Origin of the sequence: Aquimarina sp. ERC-38 (assembly GCF_026222555.1) — a bacterium.
GTDB lineage: Bacteria > Bacteroidota > Bacteroidia > Flavobacteriales > Flavobacteriaceae > Aquimarina.
Window position 1 is genome coordinate 766213 of record NZ_CP098511.1, and the last position, 25318, is coordinate 791530.

The 25318-nt window shown below is 33.6% G+C and carries 18 protein-coding genes; 12 read left to right on the forward strand and 6 right to left on the reverse strand.

Annotated elements, in window-relative coordinates:
* The first annotated feature begins 98 nt into the window (after window positions 1–98).
* Together NBT05_RS03320 and NBT05_RS03325 are read left to right on the forward strand one after the other, a co-directional pair.
* Entirely contained in the window at window positions 99–611 is a 513-nt protein-coding gene (locus NBT05_RS03320; protein WP_265772020.1) for a Panacea domain-containing protein, read from the forward strand.
* On the forward strand, window positions 608–1057 hold the full coding sequence (locus NBT05_RS03325) for a type II toxin-antitoxin system PemK/MazF family toxin (RefSeq protein ID WP_265772021.1): 450 nt from the start codon (window positions 608–610) through the stop codon (window positions 1055–1057). The genes NBT05_RS03320 and NBT05_RS03325 overlap by 4 nt, the downstream gene beginning before the upstream one ends.
* Window positions 1058–1258: 201 nt before the next feature.
* Here NBT05_RS03325 and NBT05_RS03330 read toward each other — a convergent pair whose 3' ends face one another.
* A complete protein-coding gene (locus NBT05_RS03330; RefSeq protein WP_265772023.1) occupies window positions 1259–3586 on the reverse strand; it encodes an AAA family ATPase in 2328 nt (775 codons plus the stop codon).
* A 555-nt stretch (window positions 3587–4141) separates the two neighbouring features.
* Between NBT05_RS03330 and NBT05_RS03335 the strand changes: the two genes are divergently transcribed.
* Window positions 4142–4453 (forward strand): hypothetical protein, encoded by a 312-nt coding sequence (locus tag NBT05_RS03335; RefSeq protein ID WP_265772024.1) that lies wholly within the window; start codon window positions 4142–4144, stop codon window positions 4451–4453.
* Between the two features lie 153 nt (window positions 4454–4606).
* Here the strand turns inward: NBT05_RS03335 and NBT05_RS03340 are convergent, their stop codons facing one another.
* Genes NBT05_RS03340 through NBT05_RS03350 form a run of 3 tightly spaced genes read right to left on the reverse strand, consistent with a single transcriptional unit; the run spans window position 4607 to window position 6391 of the window.
* On the reverse strand, window positions 4607–5314 hold the full coding sequence (locus tag NBT05_RS03340) for a tRNA1(Val) (adenine(37)-N6)-methyltransferase (protein WP_265772025.1): 708 nt from the start codon (window positions 5312–5314) through the stop codon (window positions 4607–4609).
* A complete protein-coding gene (gene rimM, locus NBT05_RS03345; RefSeq protein WP_265772026.1) occupies window positions 5315–5845 on the reverse strand; it encodes a ribosome maturation factor RimM in 531 nt (176 codons plus the stop codon). It abuts the gene before it with no gap.
* 12 nt (window positions 5846–5857) lie between these two features.
* On the reverse strand, window positions 5858–6391 hold the full coding sequence (locus NBT05_RS03350) for a 30S ribosomal protein S16 (RefSeq protein ID WP_265772027.1): 534 nt from the start codon (window positions 6389–6391) through the stop codon (window positions 5858–5860).
* 648 nt (window positions 6392–7039) lie between these two features.
* On the opposite strand from NBT05_RS03350, the gene NBT05_RS03355 reads away from it, so the two are divergent.
* The 4 genes from NBT05_RS03355 to dnaE all read left to right on the forward strand — a co-directional run bounded on the left by NBT05_RS03355 (window position 7040) and on the right by dnaE (window position 13587).
* Complete coding sequence (locus NBT05_RS03355) at window positions 7040–7897, forward strand: DUF6252 family protein (RefSeq protein ID WP_265772028.1); 858 nt, start codon at window positions 7040–7042, stop codon at window positions 7895–7897.
* A 214-nt stretch (window positions 7898–8111) separates the two neighbouring features.
* Window positions 8112–8561 carry a ferritin-like domain-containing protein gene (locus NBT05_RS03360; RefSeq protein ID WP_265772029.1) on the forward strand — a complete coding sequence of 150 codons (450 nt, stop codon included), beginning with the start codon at window positions 8112–8114 and terminating at the stop codon, window positions 8559–8561.
* Between the two features lie 54 nt (window positions 8562–8615).
* A complete protein-coding gene (locus tag NBT05_RS03365) occupies window positions 8616–9068 on the forward strand; it encodes a PA2169 family four-helix-bundle protein (protein WP_265772030.1) in 453 nt (150 codons plus the stop codon).
* 133 nt (window positions 9069–9201) lie between these two features.
* Window positions 9202–13587 (forward strand): DNA polymerase III subunit alpha, encoded by a 4386-nt coding sequence (gene dnaE / locus NBT05_RS03370; protein ID WP_265772031.1) that lies wholly within the window; start codon window positions 9202–9204, stop codon window positions 13585–13587.
* Between the two features lie 39 nt (window positions 13588–13626).
* Here dnaE and NBT05_RS03375 read toward each other — a convergent pair whose 3' ends face one another.
* A complete protein-coding gene (locus tag NBT05_RS03375) occupies window positions 13627–13983 on the reverse strand; it encodes a hypothetical protein (RefSeq protein WP_265772032.1) in 357 nt (118 codons plus the stop codon).
* Window positions 13984–14817: 834 nt separating this feature from the next.
* Here NBT05_RS03375 and NBT05_RS03380 point away from each other — a divergent pair.
* A complete protein-coding gene (locus NBT05_RS03380; RefSeq protein WP_265772033.1) occupies window positions 14818–16185 on the forward strand; it encodes a hypothetical protein in 1368 nt (455 codons plus the stop codon).
* A 624-nt stretch (window positions 16186–16809) separates the two neighbouring features.
* On the opposite strand, the gene NBT05_RS03385 is transcribed toward NBT05_RS03380, so the two are convergent.
* Entirely contained in the window at window positions 16810–17511 is a 702-nt protein-coding gene (locus NBT05_RS03385) for a hypothetical protein (protein WP_265772034.1), read from the reverse strand.
* A 1473-nt stretch (window positions 17512–18984) separates the two neighbouring features.
* Here NBT05_RS03385 and NBT05_RS03390 point away from each other — a divergent pair.
* The 4 genes from NBT05_RS03390 to NBT05_RS03405 all read left to right on the forward strand — a co-directional run bounded on the left by NBT05_RS03390 (window position 18985) and on the right by NBT05_RS03405 (window position 25176).
* Window positions 18985–20352 (forward strand): hypothetical protein, encoded by a 1368-nt coding sequence (locus NBT05_RS03390; RefSeq protein WP_265772035.1) that lies wholly within the window; start codon window positions 18985–18987, stop codon window positions 20350–20352.
* A gap of 475 nt (window positions 20353–20827) precedes the next feature.
* Entirely contained in the window at window positions 20828–21145 is a 318-nt protein-coding gene (gene trxA, locus NBT05_RS03395; protein ID WP_265772036.1) for a thioredoxin, read from the forward strand.
* 298 nt (window positions 21146–21443) lie between these two features.
* Window positions 21444–22373 carry a DUF58 domain-containing protein gene (locus NBT05_RS03400; RefSeq protein WP_265772038.1) on the forward strand — a complete coding sequence of 310 codons (930 nt, stop codon included), beginning with the start codon at window positions 21444–21446 and terminating at the stop codon, window positions 22371–22373.
* A gap of 10 nt (window positions 22374–22383) precedes the next feature.
* Window positions 22384–25176 carry a T9SS type A sorting domain-containing protein gene (locus NBT05_RS03405; RefSeq protein ID WP_265772040.1) on the forward strand — a complete coding sequence of 931 codons (2793 nt, stop codon included), beginning with the start codon at window positions 22384–22386 and terminating at the stop codon, window positions 25174–25176.
* Window positions 25177–25318 lie beyond the last annotated feature (142 nt).

The window sequence follows — 25318 nt, forward strand, 5'->3', positions numbered from 1 at the left end:
CATAAAATTAGCTGTAATTTATATAGATTTTTGGCAGTGGTTATTTTTATTGTAATATTGCTAATTCTATTTTTCAATAAATAGAAACTTCGTTAGATATGAAAGAATTTAATTTACATAGAGAAAAAGCTGTAAATAGCCTTTTGTTTGTAATTAATAAACTTGAAAAACCTGACACTCATAAAACTTATAAAATATTATATTTTGCAGACCAAAAGCACTTATCAAAGTATGGTAGACCAATTTTAGGTGATACATACGTAAAAATGCAATACGGACCAGTTCCTTCCTTTGTCAAAAATGTTGTGGATGAAGAAATTGATGGATTGGAAGAGGTTGTGGCAACGTATAATCGTTATTTTATAAAATCTTTAAAAGATGCGAATTTAGATTATTTGTCAGAATCAGATATGGAATGTTTGTTAGAATCTGTTGAAGAAAACAAAAATCTAACTTTTCCTGAGCTTACAAACAAATCTCATGATTTTGCTTATGAAAAATCTAATTGGGTTATTGGCTATTTAGATATGGCTAAAGCAATTGGGGCAAGCGATGATATGTTAAAGTATATTAATCAACAAATGATTAATGAAAGCGTTGAGCTTCGATGAGTTTAGGTGATTTATTTCCTGATGATTTAAAACAAAAATTTGCAGAAAGAAATATAGATATAGGTAAGTCAATCCTTATTAAAATTGAGGATATTGATGTAAATTATCCAAAATATGTCATTATAGTATCTAAAAATAACAATGAATTTTTATTAGCTTACGTTATTATTAATACAGAAGTTAATGAAAATGTTTTTCCTACACCATATCTTAAAAGCCTGCACGTTTTAATAGACAAACAAAATCATTCCTTTTTAGATTATGATAGTTACGTAAATTGTTCTGAAATTAGAACTTTCAATAAACAAGATATCATTAATTTTCTAATTAAAAACCCCGAAAGAGCGGTTGGAAATGTTTCGGAAAATGTCTTAAAGGCAATTCATACAACAATTTCAACAGCGAGAACTATTCCTAAGTATCTTAAGGATAAGTTTGGTTTTTAATTACTGTTAACGGTTGGGCTATGAAACTTATGGCAGGTGATAAGCTATACGTTTAAAATTGGTACTAAGCCAAATATTTATATTTTACTTTTATCTTTTTATCGTAAATTTCAAATCTTATTTAAAGACTTTGGAAATAAACACAGAATTTCGGAAAGCCTAATCTGCTCTATATTTTTTATATATTGTTCTCTGTAGTTTTTATTTTAAGGATTTGAATAGATTATTAATTTGCTCATTCTCACTAATTGGTTTTTCAATTTGATGTTGTTCTTTTAATTCTTTAGAATCTTGCTCCTTTATATAATCACTTAAACTACCATCTATATAACTAACTCGTTGGGGATAATAAGCATTAGGAAACTCATCATAGTTATTTAGTTCGTCATATTGTTCTTGCTCTAAATCCTCAATTCTTTTTTTTAATTCTCGTATTTCTTCAGATGTATTAAAACTAAAATCATCCTCGATTGATTTTAAGTCATCAATTTTCCGATTCATAGTGTCAATTTCATCATCATCTGAAAGGCTCAGTCCAGATACTATTTCACTTATAATTTCATAACGTATATCTTCATTCTTTTCTCTGAAAATTTCAAATTGATCAGGGAAAGTTATTTCAATTTGATATAGTGAATACAGGTCATCTAAATCCCAAAAACATCCAGAAATATTTAGTAATATTTTCTCAATATTGAAATCTACTTCGCCTTCAAATGAACATAATATAGAAGTAAATTCAGAAATTGACTTATAAGTAATATTCTCTGAATAACAGATTTCTAAGAATTTATTTTTAATAAATTCAAAGCGAATAGGATTATTTGATTTGAAAAAATTGTCTATGAGTTTTAATTTAAGTATGATTATATCTTCGTCGCTTGGTAGTGAGTGTCTAGAAATGTTTTGGTCGACTTTTAGGGAGTCAAATTTAGTAAGGACTACATCTTCGAGTTTTTTCATTTCGCTGGATTCCAATTGTATTCTTAAATCAGAATCTTCTTTTATCATAATTGCAAATGCAGGCTTTAAATAAAGAATAGATTTAAATAAATGTTCTTTTGTTATTGAATCCTTATTTATATAATTAACTAAAAAATCTTGAATTGATGGGTTTTGATAGCTTATAGATAAATTACCTTGATAGCCTCGGCTAATTTTAATCATAGAGTTTTCTAATTCCTTTAAAGAAGCTTTAAAATTATGACTGTTAATTGCAACATGATATCCAGAAGCATTTGTTTCTTGATAAATTTTAACTTGACTATATAATTGATTGTAAAAGATTTCTGAACCAGATATTAATAGACAATCTAATATAATTCGTGATATAGTAGAAATTTGATTCTCATAAACGTGTTTCCAAATTAGGAATGGAGAATCAAACAACTTAATTAAGGATACGGGAAATTCTGAAGGTGTATGTTCATTCCAAAATTTAGAATTTGAGAAGGATTCTATAATCCTAGGGTTATAGTTTCGATGCTTAATTAACTTAAAAAGATAGTCTTGTTTTATAATTTCTTCTATGTATTCAAAAGGTATTTCGTTAACCGAGAGATGATTGTAAAGTATATTAGCTTTTACTAAGGTACTATACTTGGAAATATCTAAAACACATTTAGTTAAGTCTTGCTCAAATACATCAAATCTTTGCTTTGCTTGATTCAGTATATATTCTCTTGTTGTGAAAATCAATACTTTGTTTGATGATTTTTGTACTTTGTTAATAAACTGAATTATCTTTTTTTCCTCATTAGTAGCTAAAGAGTTTTGCAAAAAATTTCTACCTAAAAAGTCATCGAATAGAAAAATCTGTTTTTTCTTTTCTTCAAAGAGCTTAAATCCATCATTTATGCTATCAGATAAAAAAATAAATTCATTATTCGATTTACTTAGGAGGTTAAAAACAAGCATTTCGGCTAATGTTGTTTTTCCGATACCCGGAGGTCCAGAAATTATTACATATTTATTTTCTTTAAGAATTGATAAAGCTTCTTTATAACTGTCATTTTGAACATAAACTTTGATTTTTTCTTTTATATCTTCAATGTAAAATTTAGAATGGTTTACTACTTGCTTATTTATAATTGTATGTAATACATCAATGCTAGACAACCATAATTTGTGAAAATTTTTTTCAATAGAGGGAAACTTAGTCAATAGATTATTGAAATCTTCTTTTCCATAAATATCTTCACTATACTTAATATAAGGATTAAAAACTTCAATTATTTTTTCCTTATTTTGAGGAGATAATGAAACACTTGTAGTTAAAATATACCTTTCTGGATTTAGTTTTTTTACTTTTTCCACTTCCTTTTTTAGGCTTTGAAAGAGGGAGTCATAAGATTTGTATCTTTTAGCTTGTATAATCAATAACTCTCCTCTAGAATGACGTAAATCAATACCTTGATCTGCTCCATCCCCAAACGATTCCAAGTGAGTATTTAGGTGTAATTGTAATAGATCTCTTGATAACATTTCAAACTCATAAGACGAAAGTATTAGAAAGTCATAATTTTTCATTGATTAAGTTCGATTTTTAGTTGTTATGTTTAATTGCAGAGAACAATTATATAAAGGAAAATAAAGGTAATAAAAGAAAAAAGAGTCATCATGAGGTGAACCTATAAAAAGAAGATTTACTTTTCTTTTTTGTAAGCAAGCCTAGTGATGTACAATGTTAATACTCCAATAATCAAGCTTACTAGCGAAATTAGAAATTACGAGTACATAATCTCTAGTGGTAGCATATTCTTGTTGAACATAGATACTTGATCAAAGCTGTTACAGCTTGCAAGATTATCAATTTTTTTATGCTGTCTACTAAAAACTTTCAAACTCAATTAATTATATCCTAATTCGAATAATTATCAATCAAATTTCAACTTTAACCTGTAGTAATAATCCCCAACCTATTTTAGACTTCCACAGAATTAAATTTTTATTAACACGATTGTTAAAAACATAAATATTTAAAAATCAGATAGTTATTAACTACACGCCAAATAATTAGTATTGGCATAATTATTCCTTTTTACTTAGTAACAAAACAAAATAGTAATTAAAATTTAAGATAAGATGAAAAAGTTTTTTGTAGTACCCGCATTAGTTTTAGGATTTGTATTTAGCGTTGCTAATGTAACCGCCAAAGAGAATTCAAACAATCTTGTTGAAGCAGTAATCGTACAAGACGAATATATTGAAGTTGCCATCGAAAATTTACCGCAACCTATTTTAGACGCGGTAGCCAGTGATTTCGCCGGAGCCGTCATTTCTTCTGCAGCCGCTAAAGAAGATGCTTCTGAATTTAAGCTAATGTTAGCTAAAGAAGATGGTGAAGTAGTTGAAGTGTATGCTGATGCAGACGGTAACTGGATCACTAAAGAATAATACAATATTTGAGTTAGCCAATCTTTATTGTAAAGTTCAATAAGATAAAAAAGGAGATTTGTTAAGAATCTCCTTTTTTATGTTGTATAGTTTAGTCAATACTACAGAACCTAAATTTTCTATGTCTTCAACACTAGCTTACTTAAGTTAAAACTAAAATTTTAGGTAAAATTCTTTAGTCAATTCCTGGTAAGCTTCGGTATATTGATGTCTTTCTTTTTCGATAATCAGTTCTTCTTCTACCGGCTTCTTATTTTCCTTTTTAGTAAAAGAGAAAAGAGAACGTACAAAATTCGAATTTGAATTTCCTCTTACATGACAAATCTTACTAGGGTACAGCTTATTATTTCGAGCGATGATTATAGCTTCTTCCCTATTTCTGTAAGGAAGAATCATTGAAAAACTTCCTTCCAGGTTTAATAATTTTGCTACTCCTTCAAACAATTGTGACAAAGGCAATGCATCCTGGAACCGAGCCAGATCCCTTTGTACAGAACTAGTTTTGTACTGCTCTTCATAAAAAGGTGGGTTACTTACAATAAGGTCGTAGGTTTGATCTATCTCTTCGACAAATGTTATAAAGGGTGCATGATAACAAAACAAGCGGTCATTCCACTTTGAATTTTCAAAATTTTCTACGGCTTGTTCATAAGCATCCGGATCAATTTCTAATCCGTCAATCATCTCAGCGATGGATCGTTGTGCCATCATTAAGGCAATAATACCGGAACCGGTACCAATATCCAAAATAGTAGTTTCATTGTTGTGGACTGGAGCCCATGCCCCTAATAGCATCCCATCGGTGCCTATTTTCATGGCACATCGATTATCAGCTACTGTAAATTGTTTACATTGAAACATTTAAGAAGGCAAATACAGTTCAATCAAGCCTTCCGGAGTGGTAACGGTAATGGATTGGTTAGGACGATCTACTTGATGAATAAATTCGTCATTCATAGGAATTAAAATCTGTACCCCGTTTTTTTCAACTTCAAACAAAGCTTGTGCGGTACTGTCATTGACACCAGTAATTACGCCAACTTCCCCATAATTCGTATCTGTCATGGTAAAACCAATAATTTCATGAAAATAAAACCGGTTCCCTTCCAGGGGTGGTAATAAGGTAAGGGGTAAGTAAATATCAGCCTTTAGTAAATCTTCTGCATCTTCTTCGGTACTGACATCTTCAAACTTTACTCGTAACAGGTTACTTTTATGTAGTGAAGATCTTTCAATAAAAAATGGAACCAAATTTTTACCGTATCCGATAAAAACCGATTCCATTTCTGTATATAATTCAGGTTCGTCGGTATCCAATTTGATCAATAACTCCCCTTTAAAACTAAATTTGCTGACAATTTTACCAAGATAGAAACAATCTTCTTTCTTCATGTCAAATGTTGCTTACTCTTCTTCGGTAGAAGCAGCTTCTGTAGTTTCAGCCTCTGCACTTTCGGCAGCAGCTACTTCTGCATTTGCTTCAGCTTCTGCCGCAGCAGCCTCTGCTTCCCTTTTTGCATTTACTTCTCTTTCTGCAGCTAATATTTTTTCTTTAGCTTCTGCTTCCGCTTTATCTAATTTAGATTTTTCAGCATCTACACTACCTTGCTTTTCCTGTACCCAAGCCTGAAATTTTTCTTCGGCTTGCTCTTCCGTTAAAGCTCCTTTAGCAACTCCTCCTAATAAATGCTTTTTTAATAACACTCCTTTAGTTGAAAGAATATTTTTTGCCGTATCTGTAGGCTGTGCTCCGTTTTGCAACCACTTAACCGAACCATCAACATCTAAATCGACAGTAGCTGGATTAGTGTTAGGATTGTAAGTACCTAATTTTTCTAAATAACGTCCATCTCTTTTTGATCTGGCATCTGCAGCCACAATCCAATAAAACGGTTTTCCTTTTTTTCCGTGTCTTTGTAATCTTATTTTAACAGGCATAAAAAATTAATTTTTGGGTACGCGACCCGATTTATAATTAAGGCTGCAAATATACATTAAAATATAACATCCTCCCTTTTTAATTAATGACATAATTCTTTATTATAAAACATCAGTGTCCGGTAAAGATTCAAGATCCGCCTGCAGTCGAATAGGTCGCTATCGCTTCTAGAATCAAGAAACAAGACTAGTAGCCCTAGTTTACCATAGTGTTAGTATATTAAAATGACCCAAGTATTTTATTTATAACTACCTATCCTATCCCAAATCCTTTCCAGAGGAAAGGACTTTTAGCTACCTTCTCTTCGGGAAGAGCTGGGGATGGGATTAATTTATATGAATTAGAATTATCTACGTTATTTTAAACTAGAGCCAGACTAATAATTATAAAACAAAAAAAGTATTTTCTTATATAATCAGGACATTTATACCTTAAAAAAACCGACTAAAAGCAAATAATAAAGATAAATGAAAAGAAGATTTTTCGTATAAATTATCATATTTTAAATTATATTTGTGTATTTCATCGATACTTTTAAACTTTAATCGTTAAAATTTAAGATTTTTTTATCAAAAAAATTGTTTTTTACGGTTTTTCCGCCTATGTTTGTTCTCGAATAGTTATTGTCATTCATAAAGCCCCAAATTATGATTCAAAAAATTACGCTTTTCTTATTTACGACGCTTTTAATTTGTACCTCCTGTACTGAGGATATTGAAATTAATACACCTTCTTTACAAGCAGTAGTTGATGGTGATTTATTTCACCCTAGCGATCGTAAGGCAATTCTACATGAAGATGGTTTGCTAGAAATTACTGGTACTACAGGAAATCAAACTATCAGTATTTCGACCTATATTAATAAAACCGGAACTTATCAGGTTTCAACCAAATCTGCTAAGCCTTTTATTCAAAATATAAACTTTACTCAACAAGATATTTCTTTTGCTATTGAGGAAAATACCAGTGAAGGTGAAATTATAGTTACTGACATTTACGATAGTTATGTTTCCGGAAGTTTTACTTTTACTAATCTTACTTCAGAAAACGGAGCTGCTATGACCATCTCTAATGGTTGGTTCTATATGTTACCTATTGTATATGCAGGAGATATTGAAGAAGAAGAATTTAATATAAATCCATGTTTGTTAAATGCATCTTTAACGGCAAAAATAGATGGAACAGAATTAATTACGGATGACCATGATGCCAAACCTTTTGGGGTAAGAGAACCCTTCCCATCCATACGTATTACTGCGACTAATGGAGCACAAGATATTGAAATCGTATTTTCTGTAGACGCTATTCCCGGCACCTATGACTTAACCGGATCAGGAGATTACAGTGCGACTTATGGAAATAATAAAGAAAAATCAGCTGCTATCTCTGGTACCTTAACGATAGTAGAGCATGATAAAGAAACTAAATGTATTAATGGAATATTCGAATATGAAACTGCATCCGGAGTTCGTGTAACCGAAGGTGTATTTGATTACGGATATTAATTATTGTTTGTTTTTAATTGTTTGTTGTTAGAATGCCTCCTATCGGGGGCATTCGTTGTTTAACACTTTTAACAGTAAATACCATTATTTTCTGTTAAAATAACCCATATTCCGCTAAAATTGGTTAAAAGCCTTGACAAAACTGCTTCTTGCCTATATATTAAAAGTATAAGATTTGAAAATCAGATCGTTAACTTTAAAATTAGATATTATTATGATATATAGTGAAGAAATAAATAACCAATTAAATACAATTATTGAAAAAAACATTGCAGCGGTAAAAGGATATAGAGAAACTGCAGAAAATACAAACAATACTACCTTTAAAAACATGTTCTTGGAACAAGCCAGTAAAAGAGAAACTTTTGTAAGCGAATTGCAGGCAGAAGTAACAAAATATGGAGGATCTCCTAAAAGAGATACGGATTTTACTTCGGATTTACACAGAACATGGATTGATGTAAAACAGTTCTTTTCTTCTAATAATGAAGAAGCTCTTTTTGAAGAAATCATAAGAGGAGAAGAAAATGCGGTAAAAGAATATGAAGAAGTATTGAGAGAAACGCAATTGACGGATACCAGCGAAAGAATGTTGCGCAATCAGTTAGCATTTATAAAAAGTAGTGTCTCAAAAATGAGATCTCTGGAAACTCAGGTAGCATAAAAATAGCATCCATAAGACCAACCAAAATTTGTATAATTTAAAAATTTCAACAAAATGAACTTTAGAAAAGAAATATCAGAAAAATTAAATAATTTATTACAGAACAATCTAAACACTCATGAAGTGTATGAAAAAGCATTTGAGAATTCAAAGAATACGGAATTACATGCATTCTTTAAACATAAAATGGAACAGCGATCCGGTTTTATTAAAGAATTAAGAAACGAAATTCTTCGATACGGACAGATTCCGGAAGATGAAGCTGATTTTAGTACTACTCTAAAGACAACCTGGCTAGATTTTAAAAGCTTGTTTTCTAATACCAGTCAAGAAAGTATGTTAGAGGCTTGTTTGGAGGCGGATAAAAAAGCTTTGGAAGAATATAAAGAATTAGCAAAAGAAAGAGATCTACCGCCTACTATAGATGCAATTATAGCAAATCATTCCAACCAGATTCAGAATGCTATTAATAAAGATAAAATGTATCTAGAATCTGCAATTATTTAATAGTTCATTTTGTTGAAATTAAAATCCGGGTAAGTCCCGGATTTTTTTTGGTTGATAAGTACGAATAACTTTCTCTGGCATCCCTATTGATATTATGTAACTTTGATAATATACGGTAAAGGAAGCTACGATTATGTATTTGATTTTTGACACGGAAACTACAGGATTACCTAAGCGATGGGATGCCCCGGTAAGTGATACGGATAACTGGCCCAGATGTATACAGATTGCCTGGCAGCTACATGATGAAATGGGAAACTGTATAGAACATCAGGACTACCTGGTACAACCGGAGGGTTTTAACATTCCTTATGACGCTGAAAAAATCCATGGGATTTCTACGGAGTTAGCTGCACAACAAGGAATTCCTTTAACCGAAGTACTTCAAAAATTTCAGGCAGCTTTAACAAAAACTAAATTTATAGTAGGTCAAAATGTCGGTTTTGATGTCAATATCATGGGAGCCGAATATTACCGGGAAAATATGGATAACGTATTGCAATCTTTACCGGTTCTTGATACTTGTACGGAAACCACCGCACAATTATGTAAAATCCCGGGTGGTAGAGGAGGTAAGTTTAAACTTCCAACACTTACGGAGTTGCACCAATATTTATTTGGCGAAGCTTTTAATGAAGCACATAATGCTACGGCAGATGTAGAGGCAACTACCCGTTGTTTTTTTGAATTAGTCCGTAAACAGGTATACACTCCTGAAAAACTGGATGTCAGTCCGCAATATTTTAAGGATTTTCAGGAAACCCATCCGGAACCCATTCAATTAATAGGCTTACGGCATATTAATTTAAAAAAAGCTTCACAAGAATTACTCAAAAATTCTCAAAAAGATAAAAAGCCAAAGGTTTCTCAAATCGACCTTCTTAAAAATAAAGAAGCTTTACGGGATGCCCCGTTTGCCCATTTACATAACCACACCCAATTCTCCGTACTTCAATCCACTACTAGTGTAAAGGATTTGGTTGACGCAGCAGCAAAGCATCAAATGCCAGCAGTTGCCATGACGGATCATGCTAATATGATGGGTGCTTTTCATTTTGTACAGGCAGTTTCTACCCATAATAAAAAGGTAAAAGCAGCCCTGGAGGAAGCAGAAAATGAGAATGCAATTAGCGAACTGTCTTATATTAAACCCATTGTAGGTTGCGAATTTTTTGTTTGTGAAAACCATAAGGATAAAAGTAGAAAAGACAACGGGTACCAGGTGGTGTTTTTAGCCAAAAATAAAAATGGATACCACAACCTGGCAAAAATGTCCTCAATTGGGTTTGTAGATGGATTTTATTATGTTCCCCGGATTGACCGGGAGGTGGTAAAAGCCTATAAAGAAGACTTAATTGTACTTACCGGAAATCTTTACGGCGAAGTACCTAGTAAAATTTTAAATGTTGGTGAAAAACAAGCAGAAGAAGCTCTGACCTGGTGGCAACGGGAATTTGGCGAAGACCTGTATATTGAAATTATGCGCCATAACCAGGAAGATGAAAACCGGATCAACCCGGTACTACTTAATTTGGCAAAAAAACACGGTATTAAAACAGTAGCATCTAATAATACCTATTACTGTGACAAAGAAGATGCCAATGCACATGATATTTTACTTTGTGTAAAAGACGGAGAAAAGCAAGCTACTCCTATCGGCCGTGGTCGCGGATATCGGTACGGATTACCTAACCAGGAGTATTATTTTAAATCTTCAGAAGAAATAAAGAGCTTATTTAAAGATATTCCTGATGCTATTTTTAACGTTCAGGAGGTTATCGATAAGATTGAACCTTTTGAATTAGCAAGAGATGTTTTATTACCGGCTTTTGATATCCCTGAACAATTTCAATCCGAAAAAGATCATGTGGATGGCGGTAAAAGAGGTGAAAATGCGTATTTACGTCATATCACTTATGAAGGTGCTAAAAAAAGATACGGTGAGATCACTCCGGAAATTACCGAGCGTATTGACTTTGAACTTTCGGTTATTGAGAATACGGGATATCCCGGTTACTTTTTAATTGTAGAAGATTTTATACGCGCTGCGAGGGATATGGGAGTTTCAGTCGGACCAGGACGGGGTTCTGCCGCAGGCTCTGTGGTAGCCTATTGTTTATGGATTACTAATCTGGACCCTATCAAATATGATTTACTTTTTGAGCGCTTTTTAAATCCGGACCGAATCAGTATGCCGGATATTGATATTGATTTTGATGATGAAGGCCGAAGCCGGGTAATGGACTATGTAATTAAAAAATACGGCGCTAACCAGGTAGCCCAGATTATTACCTACGGAACTATGGCTGCCAAATCCTCCATTCGGGATACGGCAAGGGTGCTGGATTTACCCCTGGGAGATGCCGATCGAATCTCAAAACTGGTTCCTAATTTTACCAAACTTGATAAAATATTTAGTAGTGAAGAAGCTGCTTTAAAGAAGTCTTTTAGAAGTGATGAACTTTCTAAAGTACTGGAACTTTTAAATATTTCGCAAAGCGGAAACCTGGAAGGCGAAACTTTAAATCAGGCACGGGTACTGGAAGGTTCTGTGAGAAATACCGGAATACATGCCTGTGGGGTCATTATCACCCCGGATGATATTACCAAGTTCGTACCGGTAGCCCTGGCAAAAGATTCTGACATGTACTGCACGCAGTTCGACAACTCGGTGGTAGAAAATGCCGGTTTGTTGAAGATGGATTTTTTGGGGCTAAAGACGCTGACACTGATTAAAGATACGGTCAAAATTGTAAAGGCAAAGCACGGCATTGAACTGGATCCTGAGAACTTTCCACTAGATGATGAAAAAACCTATGCTTTGTTCCAAAGAGGGGAAACGGTAGGCGTGTTTCAATATGAATCGCCCGGGATGCAAAAATACATGAAGGAATTAAAGCCTACGGTTTTTGCAGACCTTATTGCCATGAACGCTTTGTACCGCCCGGGACCCTTAGAATATATCCCCAGTTTTATTAACAGGAAACACGGTACGGAACCTATTAATTATGATCTTGAAGCATGCGAAGAATATTTACAGGAAACTTATGGGATCACGGTATATCAGGAGCAAGTGATGTTACTATCACAGAAACTGGCAAATTTTACCAAAGGTGAAGCGGATGTACTCCGTAAAGCCATGGGAAAAAAGCAAAAAGCAGTTTTAGATAAGATGAAGCCTAAGTTTATTTCTCAAGCCTCTGCAAACGGACATGCTGAAGATAAACTGGAAAAAATCTGGAAGGATTGGGAAGCTTTCGCAGCCTATGCTTTTAATAAATCCCACTCTACCTGCTACGCCTGGATTGCTTACCAGACGGCTTACTTAAAAGCCCACTACCCAGCCGAATATATGGCGGCAGTACTTTCTAATAATATGAATGACATAAAACAGGTTACGTTTTTTATGGAAGAATGTAAGCGAATGAAGTTAGAAGTACTAGGCCCTGATATCAACGAATCTTACCGAAAATTCTCGGTGAATAAAGATGGTGCGGTACGTTTTGGTATGGGGGCTATCAAAGGAGTGGGTACTAATGCGGTAGAAACCATCGTTGAAAACCGAAAGAAAAATGGTCCGTATACTTCTATTTTTGATTTTGCAAAACGGGTTGACCTTCGGGCGGCTAATAAAAAGGCTTTTGAGAGTTTAGCCCTAGCCGGGGGATTTGATTGCTTTGATACCACGCATCGGGCGCAATACTTTTATCATGATGGTGATGATACATTTTTTCTGGAAAAAGCAATTAAATACGGAGCAAAATACCAGGAAAATGAAAATTCTTCACAAGTAAGCCTGTTTGGAGATAGTAGCGAAGTACAGATACCTGAGCCGGTCATTCCACCTTGTGAAGAATGGGGTACTATGGAAAAACTAGCCAAAGAAAAAGAAGTAGTAGGAATTTATATCTCGGGGCATCCGCTAGATGATTTTAAATACGAAATGAAATACTTTTGTAACGGTACGCTTTCTCATTTTCTGGATTTGGAAAAAATAATTAATAGGGAAATTGCTTTTGGGGGCGTGATATCTTCGGTAGAACATCGAACTTCAAAAAACGGGAAAGGCTGGGCTACTTTTATTGTTGAAGATTACCAGTCTGCCCATGAGTTCCGCATTTTTGGAGAAGACTATTTAAAACACCGTCCTTTTTTAGTTAAAAACACCTTTGTGTTTGCTAAGGCATATATCAAAGAAGGTTGGGTTAACCGGGATACAGGTAAAAAAGGAGAACCCCGAATTCAATTTAATAGTTTTCAATTGTTACACGATGTGATGGAAGCACATGCTAAAAAGTTGACCTTACACCTTAATATTGACGATCTATCTGAAAACGGAATTTCCACTTTAAAAAATACCTTAGCGCTACATAAAGGAAGTCATAGCCTAAGCTTTGTGGTACATGAAAAAGAAGAAGCGATTCAATTACCCATGCCCAGTAGAAAGCAGAAAGTACAAATTTCGCCCATATTGCTAAATAACTTGGAGGATTTATCTATTGCCTATAAGTTGAATTGAAAGGATTAAAATTTGTTGTGTTTTTCTATACATTTTATCCTAGAAAAAACTTAATGCCCAACTTTTGGCTTGGTCTAATTCTTTAAAAAATGTAAAAGCCTCATTCCACAAGGGTTGTTCTTGTAGTGCCCTTTTAAGTTCTTCGGGGTTATTAGATACAATGGCAAAGCCAATCATATTTTTTAAGATTTTACCTTTATATACATTCAGGTCAATTTCATGTGGATACTTGCGATGGGTGATTAGAATAAAGTTTTTCTCTTTATAATACTCTTTCAGTTGTTTTGTAATTTTATTAGCAACCTCAACACTTAAAATCGCGTCTTTTTCCATTACCAGAATAGCGTAATGTGCTTCATACGTAAGGGTGTAACTGGAAATATTAGGATCAGACATCGTACTAATTAGATAAACAAATATAGAAATTTAAGTAATGTTATAGCTAAATAAATATAAAATGGCATAGAGGATTTATAAAGAAAAAAATTGAAGATCAAGGCAAAAAACGCAGGCTTAGCCTTAGCTAAGACGAGGCTTTTTAACGCAGAGATTCAAATTTTTTCTATGAAGATTCATGCTATTTTATGTTGATTTAGCTATATATAGAGGAAACTACATTTTTGAGTTTTTAAATGCATATTGATTACTTCTATTTTTTAAAGAATTTATCTATGACGTTATCTAGTTTTCCAAGACAAATTAGTTTAAACGTTATAATTTCATTTTTAACAGTTCACTTTAACACATGGTTTTAAGTCATTTTTACTTTAGAATATCCCGTATTTGAACTGTATTTTGCATGAAAATCTTCTGAAATACTCCATAAATCCGATATATTATTCTAAAAAATTAAAGAATACTCAAAACAACCTCTGGTTATGACGTAATTTTTTGATGCCTTTAGACTAAAAAAGTCAAAATTCTCGAAGTAAGAAATTATTAAATTATTCTAATTTTAGTTAAATAAATACTAAAACATATAGGTTTTTGTTTATTTATTGCAATTCCCTGAAATACATAATACCCTGATAACTAGAAATATAATTACCTGTAATTTACTATTCAAAGAATCATACTTAAACAAATCCTCTTTTTTACCTGTAATTAAAAAAAGATAGTATCGTCTGACTACATATCAAACCTTAAAACCTTTTGATACGCATATAAAGACAGTTGGCCAATTGTTTCCTTTTTGCATAAAACAGATTAATAACTTTAAAAATTAAGACGATGAAAAGATTATTTTCAAGCATTCTAGTGGCTTTATTACTAGTAGGGTGTAGCAACGAAGAAGAATTGGTACCGGAAAACGAAATTGAAATTGCAGAAACTACAGAAGATGCCCTTGAGGCAGAAGCTAAGTCCAGAGGTTTCTTCCAATCTTTAAGAGCATTAAAAGAAGCTAAAATACTTTTAAACAGTATCCGTGAAGATGGTGGAGTTCCTTATAACTTCTTTAGACCAGCCTTAAAATTTACTGCTGCACAAAACGTATTTTTACCTAGTGTTTTAGGTATTGACTTTAGGATTGACCGATCTGTAGTACCTGAAGGTCCTACTGCCAGGTTCCCAATGTTCCGAGGGGTAGAAACACTACCTGATGGTCGTAGAAGAAGAGGATATTATGTAATTACAGAAGCTTCTGATCTATTTATGGCTAAGAAATTAGGGGTAATTTACTCTCCTAGAATGGCAAGGGCTATTGGTTCCGGAGGGGAACAAAGAGCGTTTTTTAACCGAAGAGGTAGATTGGTTTTTGAAGGATCAGTAGATTTTTCTCCTAAGAGATCTTTAGTAGCGGGTGCTCAGGACGGATTACTATTTGGATTTCCACCAGCAGAAGTTAACCCGGGAGCAGTTGCTGATGAGAACTGGTCATCTTATGTAGTATTACCTAGTGGTGTAGTAATTAATGCACAATTAGTAGCAAACCGTACAGGTATCCATGACAGGATCCCTAACCCAGCTGGGAACGGACAAGCTCAGGAAGATGATTTAAACAACCCGAACCTTGCCATTGACCAGGCTTCTGTAGTAATGCAACTTCTTGACGGATGGCATGCTGAGAGACCTTACTACTTCCATATTGTAACGGATACTTCAGATCCGGGACCAGCAACTATCGAATTAGGTGTATTTGCTCCTAAATTAGCTAACCTGCCTACCTTCGGATTGTTCCCAGGAGGGTCTATGTTACCTTTCAGCCCAACGGCAAATGGTAGGACTTTTGACTCTGACGGTTTTGGGGTACAGGGATTAAACACAGCTTCTTTAAGTGAAAGACAAGTGCAGGATCCTACTAATACCTTCCCAATTGATCCAAGCGATACAAGATATGCACCAATGTGGGATGCTCATATCACTGAGTTTACAATTCCTGAGGAAGAAAGACCTATACTTAGAAGTTTTGAGCAAATCAACGAATTGTTAGCTGAGGGTACTTTAATTCCTTTCAGGGGAAATGCAAACCCAAGCCCACTTGCTAACTCTTTATCAAACTTACTTACTGCTACCGGAGCTATCATCAACTGTCCTGTAATTACCCAACCAGCTGATAGTGTAATTGGTACTCAGATAGGTGAGCCTGACAACAGATAATTAGAATTTCTTAACAATATGCTTACGGGTGAAGATGTAGAGATTAATGTAAGCAATATTTATAAAAAACTTAGTAGTAGCAATACTGCTAAGTTTTTTTTGTTTTATAACATTAGTAGCCGATAAAAACTTAAGACCAGCCTGTTGATGGGTAGGTCGCTATCGCTTCTAGAACCAAGAATCAAGACTAAGTATTATCATATTGAAAATCAATATGATAAAACTACCCATGGCCCTAGTTTACAATAACGTAGCTAATTCTAATTTATATCAATCAATCCCATTCCAGCTCTTCCCGAAGGGAAGGCAGGCAACTAAAAGTCCTTTCCTTTGGAAAGCATTTAGGATAGGATAGCACTAGCTGAAAATAAAATGGTTGGGAAAATTTTGATATACCAATACTATGGTAAATCAGAGCCGTTAACACGTTAGACCTTCACAAATACCACTATAAAATTTTCTAATAATTCATTCAAAGTATAAGTAAATGTTCAATCATATTCAGTTTTATACGATAACGCCGAAAAATAGAATGGTTTTTAGATAAGAATAGTTGATATAAAGAAAAAAGGGAACCCAAATTGAGTCCCCCCTTTTTTCTAATAAAAATCATTAACTATTTATTTATGCTCTCGGCACATGCCAAATTTGGAAAGATCTGATCTTATTATCTAATGTACCCAAAGTTGGAACAGAATTATTACTATAGCCTTTTACATCCCTAAAAAGATTTTTAATGTATACAGGAGTTAGTTGAAAAGACAACCTATGTGGCCTGAATGAAATATAATTAGTTTCATTTACATAATTCCTCATAGAATACGAATATGATGAGACTTTTTCCTTCCAATGTTTTGGAAGGTTTCTATTAAATTTATAACCAGCCTTATTATAAAACTTCACGGAATACTTAATATTGGGACCTTTGAGATACTTGTCTTGGTAAAAGGTTATACCAGCACCCGCTAGGAGTTTTGCTTTACTCATATACTTATTCCTATTTTTATTGAATTTTTCAAATTCAGAATCACTATCAAAAATATACAATTTAGAAGTTGAATTCTCGCCATCAACAAAGGTAACTTGAGCATTTATATAGTGCTTCAATATTTCTTTATTTGCATATACCTCCTCCATACTATAGGTTTTACCGTTGTATGTTACAGATTCAAAATTTTCGATGTCACTTTGTACTTGAACATCTTCGGCTAAAGCTTGTGTGCTAAGCTCCTCTGAGGTTACACTTTCTTCTATCTCTTCATTAGAACAAGAGACAAAAAATACTGTTGTTAACACTAAAAGTGCTACATAATTTAATTTTTTCATTTTAAAAGGTTTTAATGAGTATTAATATGTGTGGCTAAACTAACGGTTAATTTGAAACAAATAGCCAATATGAATTTATTAGTAGCTTATTCACTTATTTTTAACATAAATCTTAAGGGTATTACATTCGATAAGATGTTTTTATACTTTTTTAACCTCTGGTCATTTGAGTAATAATTATTACAAAATCCGTTGGTTCGAGTGTTTCGACCAAAGGAAGAAGTCCATCGAGTCTTTCGACCAGACTCAATATGATGAGAATTTTAGTTAACAAAGCTCTGTAATCCTGAGTCAAATCGAAGGATTCGATGTCCTCGATCAAGTCAAGGACAGGCTATTTTTTCTTCATTTTATTACGAAAAAACACTCAAACTGACGCTTTTTTCCATAAATGCACCAAATATATTTATATACTTTTCTTTAATTTAGTATACGATAAAGACTTAAGACCCACCTGTTGACGGGCAGGACGCTACCGCTTCTAGATTAGGACTTACTATTAAAATATCGATAATTAATATCGTAAGATTATTCACGCTAAGAAGATAAATTACTTTTAAAAAGTAGCCACAAATATTATAAAGTTTAGTATCACCTTGTTTTACTATGCTTTGTACACTTTTATATATTGAAGTTGTTTAAACTTTCCTTAATTGGCTGCAAAATGTTCTTTTTCACTTACTTTTTATCATTTTTAAGTTCCGTAGCTACGGCTATGCAACTGAAAAATGATTTCAATTAAGCAAAAAATACCTATTTTTCGCTTCAATTAGAAAAGTTTAAACCACTTCATTTTAACCGGACACTAGTATTAACAACTATGAAAATTAAAATAAGGTATTATAAAAGTGATGTGGATTTAGAAATTAAAAGCAGGTATCAACTCCCTCTATCTTTCTAAGCATCTCTTTAGCCGAATTTGTAAAGTTTCTAAATCAAAACTATTTATTATCACCCTATTATTTCCTTTAACAGTTCACTTTAATACATGGTTTTAGGTCATTTTTACTTTAGAATATCCCGTATCTAAACTGTATTTTGCATGAAAATCTTCTGAAATACTTCGTAAATCTGATATATTATTCTAAAAAATTGAAGAATACTCAAAACAACCTCTGGTTATGGCGTAATTTTTTGATGCTTTTTGACTATAAATATCAAAATTCGCAAAGTAAGAAATTATTAAATTATTCTAATTTTAGTTAAATAAATACTAAAACATATAGGTTTTTGTTTATTTATTGCAATTCCTTAAAATACATAATACCCTGATAACTAGAAATATAGTTACCTGTAATTTACTATTCAAAGAATCATACTTAAACAAATCCTCTTTTTTGCCTGTAATTAAAAAAAGATAGTATCGTCTGACTACATATCAAACCTTAAAACCTTTTGATACGCATACAAAGACAGTTGGCCAATTGTTTCCTTTTTGCATAAAACAGATTAATAACTTTAAAAATTAAGACGATGAAAAGATTATTTTCAAGCATTCTAGTGGCTTTATTACTAGTAGGGTGTAGCAACGAAGAAGAATTGGTACCGGAAAACGAAATTGAAATTGCAGAAACTACAGAAGATGCCCTTGAGGCAGAAGCTAAGTCCCGAGGTTTCTTCCAATCTTTAAGAGCATTAAAAGAAGCTAAAATACTTTTAAACAGTATCCGTGAAGATGGCGGAGTTCCTTATAACTTCTTTAGACCTGCTTTAAAATTTACTGCTGCTCAAAACGTATTTTTACCTAGTGTTTTAGGTATTGACTTTAGAATTGACCGATCTGTAGTACCTGAAGGTCCTACTGCCAGGTTCCCAATGTTCCGAGGGGTAGAAACACTACCTGATGGTCGTAGAAGAAGAGGATATTATGTAATTACAGAAGCTTCTGATCTATTTATGGCTAAGAAATTAGGGGTAATTTACTCTCCTAGAATGGCAAGGGCTATTGGTTCCGGAGGGGAACAAAGAGCGTTTTTTAACCGAAGAGGTAGATTGGTTTTTGAAGGATCAGTAGATTTTTCTCCTAAGAGATCTTTAGTAGCGGGTGCTCAGGACGGATTACTATTTGGATTTCCACCAGCAGAAGTTAACCCGGGAGCAGTTGCTGATGAGAACTGGTCATCTTATGTAGTATTACCTAGTGGTGTAGTAATTAATGCACAATTAGTAGCAAACCGTACAGGTATCCATGACAGGATCCCTAACCCAGCTGGGAACGGACAAGCTCAGGAAGATGATTTAAACAACCCGAACCTTGCCATTGACCAGGCTTCTGTAGTAATGCAACTTCTTGACGGATGGCATGCTGAGAGACCTTACTACTTCCATATTGTAACGGATACTTCAGATCCGGGACCAGCAACTATCGAATTAGGTGTATTTGCTCCTAAATTAGCTAACCTGCCTACCTTCGGATTGTTCCCAGGAGGGTCTATGTTACCTTTCAGCCCAACGGCAAATGGTAGGACTTTTGACTCTGACGGTTTTGGGGTACAAGGATTGAATGCGGCTTCTTTAAGTGAAAGACAAGTGCAGGATCCTACCAACACCTTCCCAATTGATCCAAGTGATACAAGATATGCACCAATGTGGGATGCTCATATCACTGAGTTTACAATTCCTGAGGAAGAAAGACCTATACTTAGAAGTTTTGAGCAAATCAACGAATTGTTAGCTGAGGGTACTTTAATTCCTTTCAGGGGAAATGCAAACCCAAGCCCACTTGCTAACTCTTTATCAAACTTACTTACTGCTACCGGAGCTATCATCAACTGTCCTGTAATTACCCAACCAGCTGATAGTGTAATTGGTACTCAGATAGGTGAGCCTGACAACAGATAATTAGAATTTCTTAACAATATGCTTACGGGTGAAGATGTAGAGATTAATGTAAGCAATATTTATAAAAAACTTAGTAGTAGCAATACTGCTAAGTTTTTTTTGTTTTATAACATTAGTAGCCGATAAAAACTTAAGACCAGCCTGTTGATGGGTAGGTCGCTATCAAACTTACTTACCGCTACCGAAAACTAATAATTTTATAATTCAAAAAAATGTATAATTTCTATGAATTAAACAAGCTAACATCTCTTTTTGCGCGGAAATATATTACTTAACTTAACTCAAACCCGTTGATTTTTAAAATACTAAATCCGGGTTATAGAATATAGTATCAAGATTAATTTCTGAATGATAGTAAAAAACCTTACATTGATTATGCAAATAAGAAAATAGTAAAAACATATTCTTTAGCTGTAAGTTTTAGATAATTTATTGACTAATATTGCAGAACATATACAAATTTTAAACTATAGATATGGCATTAGAAATAACAGACGCTACTTTTGACGAAGTAGTATTAAAAAGTGATAAACCGGTTCTTGTAGATTTTTGGGCAGCATGGTGTGGCCCTTGTAGAATGGTAGGTCCGATTATAGAGGAGATTAGCAGCGATTATGAAGGTAAAGCAGTGGTAGGCAAAGTAGATGTGGATGCTAACCAGGAATTTGCGGCAAAATACGGAGTGCGTAACATCCCTACGGTCCTTGTTTTTCAAAACGGGGAAGTTGTAGGACGACAGGTAGGAGTATCTCCTAAAAATGTGTACGCAGAGGCCATTGACTCCTTGTTGTAAAAATAGAAATGAATGTAAAGTTAAAACAGGCTAAAAGGCCTGTTTTTTACTTTTAGGGTAAAATAAATATGTACCCGATTTCGTTAGCGTTGCAATAGGAATTTGTAATCAGTTTTTACTCAAGATTAAATTTTAATAATTAGTCTTGAGTCTTGATTCCAAAAGCAATAGCGACCTGCCTATCAGCAGGTGGGTCTCACATCATTACTGGACATTACTGATTATAAACAAACAAAACTTTTAATAGCCTATTTATATTTAATAGAGATCAGTTATTGGGTGTCATTAAAACTACTTTATGAAGGTAAGAGATGAAATTAACAAAACTTCGGGTTTTATCAACCTGGAACTACTGGCCAAAAAAGTAGTTGAAGGTTTTATTTCGGGGATGCATAAAAGTCCTTTTCACGGTTTCTCCTCGGAGTTTGCTGAACATAAAGTATACAACCAGGGAGAAAGTACCCGGCATATTGACTGGAAGTTATATGCGAAAACAGATAAACTATTTACTAAACAATACGAAGAAGAAACCAACCTGAGGTGTCATCTGATTATAGATAATTCTTCATCGATGCATTACCCAAAGGTGAAGGAATATCATCTAAACTCTTTAAATAAAATAAGCTTCTCGGTATTAGGGGCTGCATGCCTCATGCAAATTTTAAAAAAACAACGGGATGCAGTTGGGTTAAGTATCTATAGCGACCGTTACGAATATTATTCTCCCGAAAAGGGAAGTGAACGGCATCACCAGATGTTATTACACCAATTAAATCAAGTTCTGGTTAAAGAGAAAGCTCCAAAAAACACTAAAACCTACGAAATACTACACCAGATTGCAGAAAAAGTTCACCGCCGATCCCTGATCTTTTTATTTACGGATATGTTCCAGTCCTCGCAGGAAGCCGAAGCCCTTTTTGAAGCCTTACGCCATTTAACCTATAATAAGCATGAGGTAGTGTTGTTTCATACGTTTGATAGTCAAACGGAGATAAACTTTGATTTTACCAATAGTCCCACTCGTTTTGTAGATGTAGAAACCGGAGAACATATTAATCTGTACGCAGATAATGTAAAAGAATCTTATCAAAAAGCGGTACGTACGTATTTTGAAGATTTACGTTTGCAATGCGTTCGATACCGGATCAAGTATGTAAAAGCGGATATTCAACAGTTGTTTGATCAAATTCTAACCACCTATATGGTGGAACGTCAAAAATTTAAATAACTATAGAAAAATGATAAAGAATAATTGTTTTTTAAAGATATTATATGCTAAAGTACATTTCGATTTTACGAAGAATATCCAGTTTAAAATAGTTGTTTTATTTGTTTTTGCTGTTCAGGGTATTATTTCTCAAAACTTAGAACAAGAAGCACAAAGTAAAATTGAAATATTACAAACCCTTATAGAGGAAGCGGAAAATAATAAAAGAGAAGTTATCCGCGAAAAAATGACTTTACGAACAGCAGAGGTCTTTTTAAACTATGCTAAGTGGGATGAATTAAATACGACTTTTAATAAGGATGGGTTTGAATCATTAACTACCTATAAAAAACTTTTTAATCCCAATAATGATCCGCTCAAAGATGGTCTTGATAGTAAGGGCAGGGATGCTCAGGCAGTTGCAGACTACCTACCCACCTTAGAGCGAAAACAGGTTATTAACATTCTTGATAAAGCGATTGCAAATATAAAAGCGCTTAACAACAACACTTTAAAAAGAAAAATAACCATCAACCCTGATTGGTCAAATATTTCTTTAGACCTACCGAATGCCCAGGTAATACAGGAATCTAATGGGGATAGGCGTCCTATCTTTACATCAGGTTATAACTTTATGCCTGATACATCCATCGATCCTACAGGAATTTCAGATAAAGTATTGGATCTAACCGAATATTACGGAGCTGATAACACCTTTCTTCTTGCCGGAAATGTATCAAGTGCACCCGGAGATTTAAACGTTGCCTATCAAAGAAGATTAAATGAAGCGAATAAATCTTCTAATTTTGGAAATGTTTTTTTGATTCATAGAATAGTACCTCAATATTTAAAAGATAAATATAAGAACGATAAGTCAGATACCTCCATTTATGCCGGACAGCGGCTATTTACAACTTATGATATTGATAATCCTGATACCCGGATTTTATGGGAAACCATTCTAAGCCAAGCATCTTTGGATGCCAGAGGAAAAAAATACGTACAACAGGGCTATTTATTAGCTAATGAACCTCATTTTTCTACGGCAGAAGGTTCTTTTGACAACGGAACTCCAAAAAATGCTAATGCTAAGGCAGATTGTATAGCAGATGACTTTTGTAACTTGAATTCTGTTTCAAAATTTACTAAAGACAACTTTAGTGTGTATCTTAAGTCCATACATCAAACCATTGATAACTTAAACAATAATTATGGATTAACTGATACTAATAGATATGCACAATTTGAAGATATAAAGATAGACATACCTTTTAAAAGAAGTTTAATTGGTACGCCAATAGCCTATGACTGGATGCGTTATAATCAATATAGGGTAACTAATTGGTTTAAATTTTTAAAGGACAATATTGTAAAGAATGATCCTACTGCCATCACGAATATAAAATTAATACCCGGTTATTTATTAGATAATATAAAAGATGCCGGTCTGGATTTTGAAGACTTGACCCGATTGTCCGGAATTAGCGGTAATGATGCTAAAGCGGTGAAAGAAAAGATGAGAGGCACACAAAGTCCGTTACTTAAAAAATACATGTACGATTGGCTTATCATGTCATTTTCTTACGACTTTTTCAGATCGGTAAGGCCTAATCAAATTATTTACAACTCTGAAGTTCATTATTTTTCAACAGTTCAATTCAGGGATTTATACCTTACACCAGAATATGCACGTTCTGTCACCTGGCTTTCTCATATCCTGGGACAAAATATGGGCGACATTTGGGTTTGGTCCAGGGCAAAAGATGGTTCTGTTACTACTCAGAGATCAGAAGCCCATGCAGGTTCTTTAGGTCAACAACCCGCTATTGTCAACGAAATTCAATTGACGATGTTTGATCTAAATGCGCATGCAGAAGACATCTATCAAATTCAATTAGATAAAAAACCAATTAGAATATTTTATTCTGAGACTTCTGCAATTAATAAGACCGATCATATGACTCAATTGTCCGGGTTGTATGAAAAATTATACTTTGACGGATATCCCTTAGGCTTTGTTACAGAAAAAATTATTAAAGAACAGGATAATAATTTATGGAAGGTGGTATTAATTTCTCAAAGTCCCTCTGTAACAGAAGGTGAATTCAACCAACTTCAGGCCTATTTAGATAAAGGAGGTACTATTATTATTGATGAAGCTAGTCTTAAAACAAATGAATACGGAAAACCTTTGAACAAGGTATTAAATACAACCAATGGCGGTTCAATTATAACTGCAACTGACTTTAATTCCTTCAGGACACAAGCACTATCGACTGTTAAAGCTGCGGGATTAAATCCAAAATTAGCTCTTACCGAAAATAAATCAATAGATGAACGTGGTTGTTTCTGGAGATCTATACAAACTCCGGATGGCAGAAATGTAATTTCAATTAATAATTTATCCAAAACTAGTTCGGTTGTTACGATAACATTAGATGGTGTAAACAAATCAGATCTACAAATAAAAAATATGTTTAACGGAGAAGTTTTACCTACCAGTGAGATTGAATTGAAGCCAGAAGAAGTTTTACTCCTGGACGTTACATCGAAGATAGGAAATGTGGATACGGAAAATGAGTCTGATATAAAAATCTTCCCTAATCCCAGCACCGATTTTTTTGAAATTGCCTTTAACAAACCGAAGACTTTCTTAAAAAGTATAGAAATATTTGATGTTTTAGGAAAACTAGTATATACAAAAGAAAATGAGGATAATTCCAATTTAAAGATTAGTGCAAGAATGTTTCAGATTGGAATGTATCTGTTGAAGTTAAAAGATTCCTCCGGAAATATAGATACTCATAAAATAGTAGTCAAATAGAAATATAATTTTACTGGCAGTTTGTGGAATGATTGGTTAAAATTTGTGTAGGTTATTTGTACATGGTAAAATTCTTCTTCAATTTTTTTATATAAAGAATCCTATCATTTTAGGTCAATTTAGCCATGTCATAAAAAATTAT

Excerpts from the sequence above, each read along its gene's own strand:
- NBT05_RS03380 (WP_265772033.1), top strand. The coding sequence starts at position 14,818 with ATGAAAAGATTATTTTCAAGCATTCTAGTGGCTTTATTACTAGTAGGG.
- NBT05_RS03385 (WP_265772034.1), bottom strand. The coding sequence starts at position 17,511 with ATGAAAAAATTAAATTATGTAGCACTTTTAGTGTTAACAACAGTATTT.
- NBT05_RS03365 (WP_265772030.1), top strand. The coding sequence starts at position 8,616 with ATGAACTTTAGAAAAGAAATATCAGAAAAATTAAATAATTTATTACAG.
- NBT05_RS03405 (WP_265772040.1), top strand. The coding sequence starts at position 22,384 with ATGATAAAGAATAATTGTTTTTTAAAGATATTATATGCTAAAGTACAT.
- NBT05_RS03325 (WP_265772021.1), top strand. The coding sequence starts at position 608 with ATGAGTTTAGGTGATTTATTTCCTGATGATTTAAAACAAAAATTTGCA.
- NBT05_RS03350 (WP_265772027.1), bottom strand. The coding sequence starts at position 6,391 with ATGCCTGTTAAAATAAGATTACAAAGACACGGAAAAAAAGGAAAACCG.
- NBT05_RS03400 (WP_265772038.1), top strand. The coding sequence starts at position 21,444 with ATGAAGGTAAGAGATGAAATTAACAAAACTTCGGGTTTTATCAACCTG.
- trxA (WP_265772036.1), top strand. The coding sequence starts at position 20,828 with ATGGCATTAGAAATAACAGACGCTACTTTTGACGAAGTAGTATTAAAA.
- NBT05_RS03330 (WP_265772023.1), bottom strand. The coding sequence starts at position 3,586 with ATGAAAAATTATGACTTTCTAATACTTTCGTCTTATGAGTTTGAAATG.
- dnaE (WP_265772031.1), top strand. The coding sequence starts at position 9,202 with ATGTATTTGATTTTTGACACGGAAACTACAGGATTACCTAAGCGATGG.
- NBT05_RS03335 (WP_265772024.1), top strand. The coding sequence starts at position 4,142 with ATGAAAAAGTTTTTTGTAGTACCCGCATTAGTTTTAGGATTTGTATTT.
- NBT05_RS03390 (WP_265772035.1), top strand. The coding sequence starts at position 18,985 with ATGAAAAGATTATTTTCAAGCATTCTAGTGGCTTTATTACTAGTAGGG.
- NBT05_RS03360 (WP_265772029.1), top strand. The coding sequence starts at position 8,112 with ATGATATATAGTGAAGAAATAAATAACCAATTAAATACAATTATTGAA.
- NBT05_RS03340 (WP_265772025.1), bottom strand. The coding sequence starts at position 5,314 with ATGTTTCAATGTAAACAATTTACAGTAGCTGATAATCGATGTGCCATG.
- NBT05_RS03320 (WP_265772020.1), top strand. The coding sequence starts at position 99 with ATGAAAGAATTTAATTTACATAGAGAAAAAGCTGTAAATAGCCTTTTG.
- NBT05_RS03355 (WP_265772028.1), top strand. The coding sequence starts at position 7,040 with ATGATTCAAAAAATTACGCTTTTCTTATTTACGACGCTTTTAATTTGT.
- rimM (WP_265772026.1), bottom strand. The coding sequence starts at position 5,845 with ATGAAGAAAGAAGATTGTTTCTATCTTGGTAAAATTGTCAGCAAATTT.
- NBT05_RS03375 (WP_265772032.1), bottom strand. The coding sequence starts at position 13,983 with ATGTCTGATCCTAATATTTCCAGTTACACCCTTACGTATGAAGCACAT.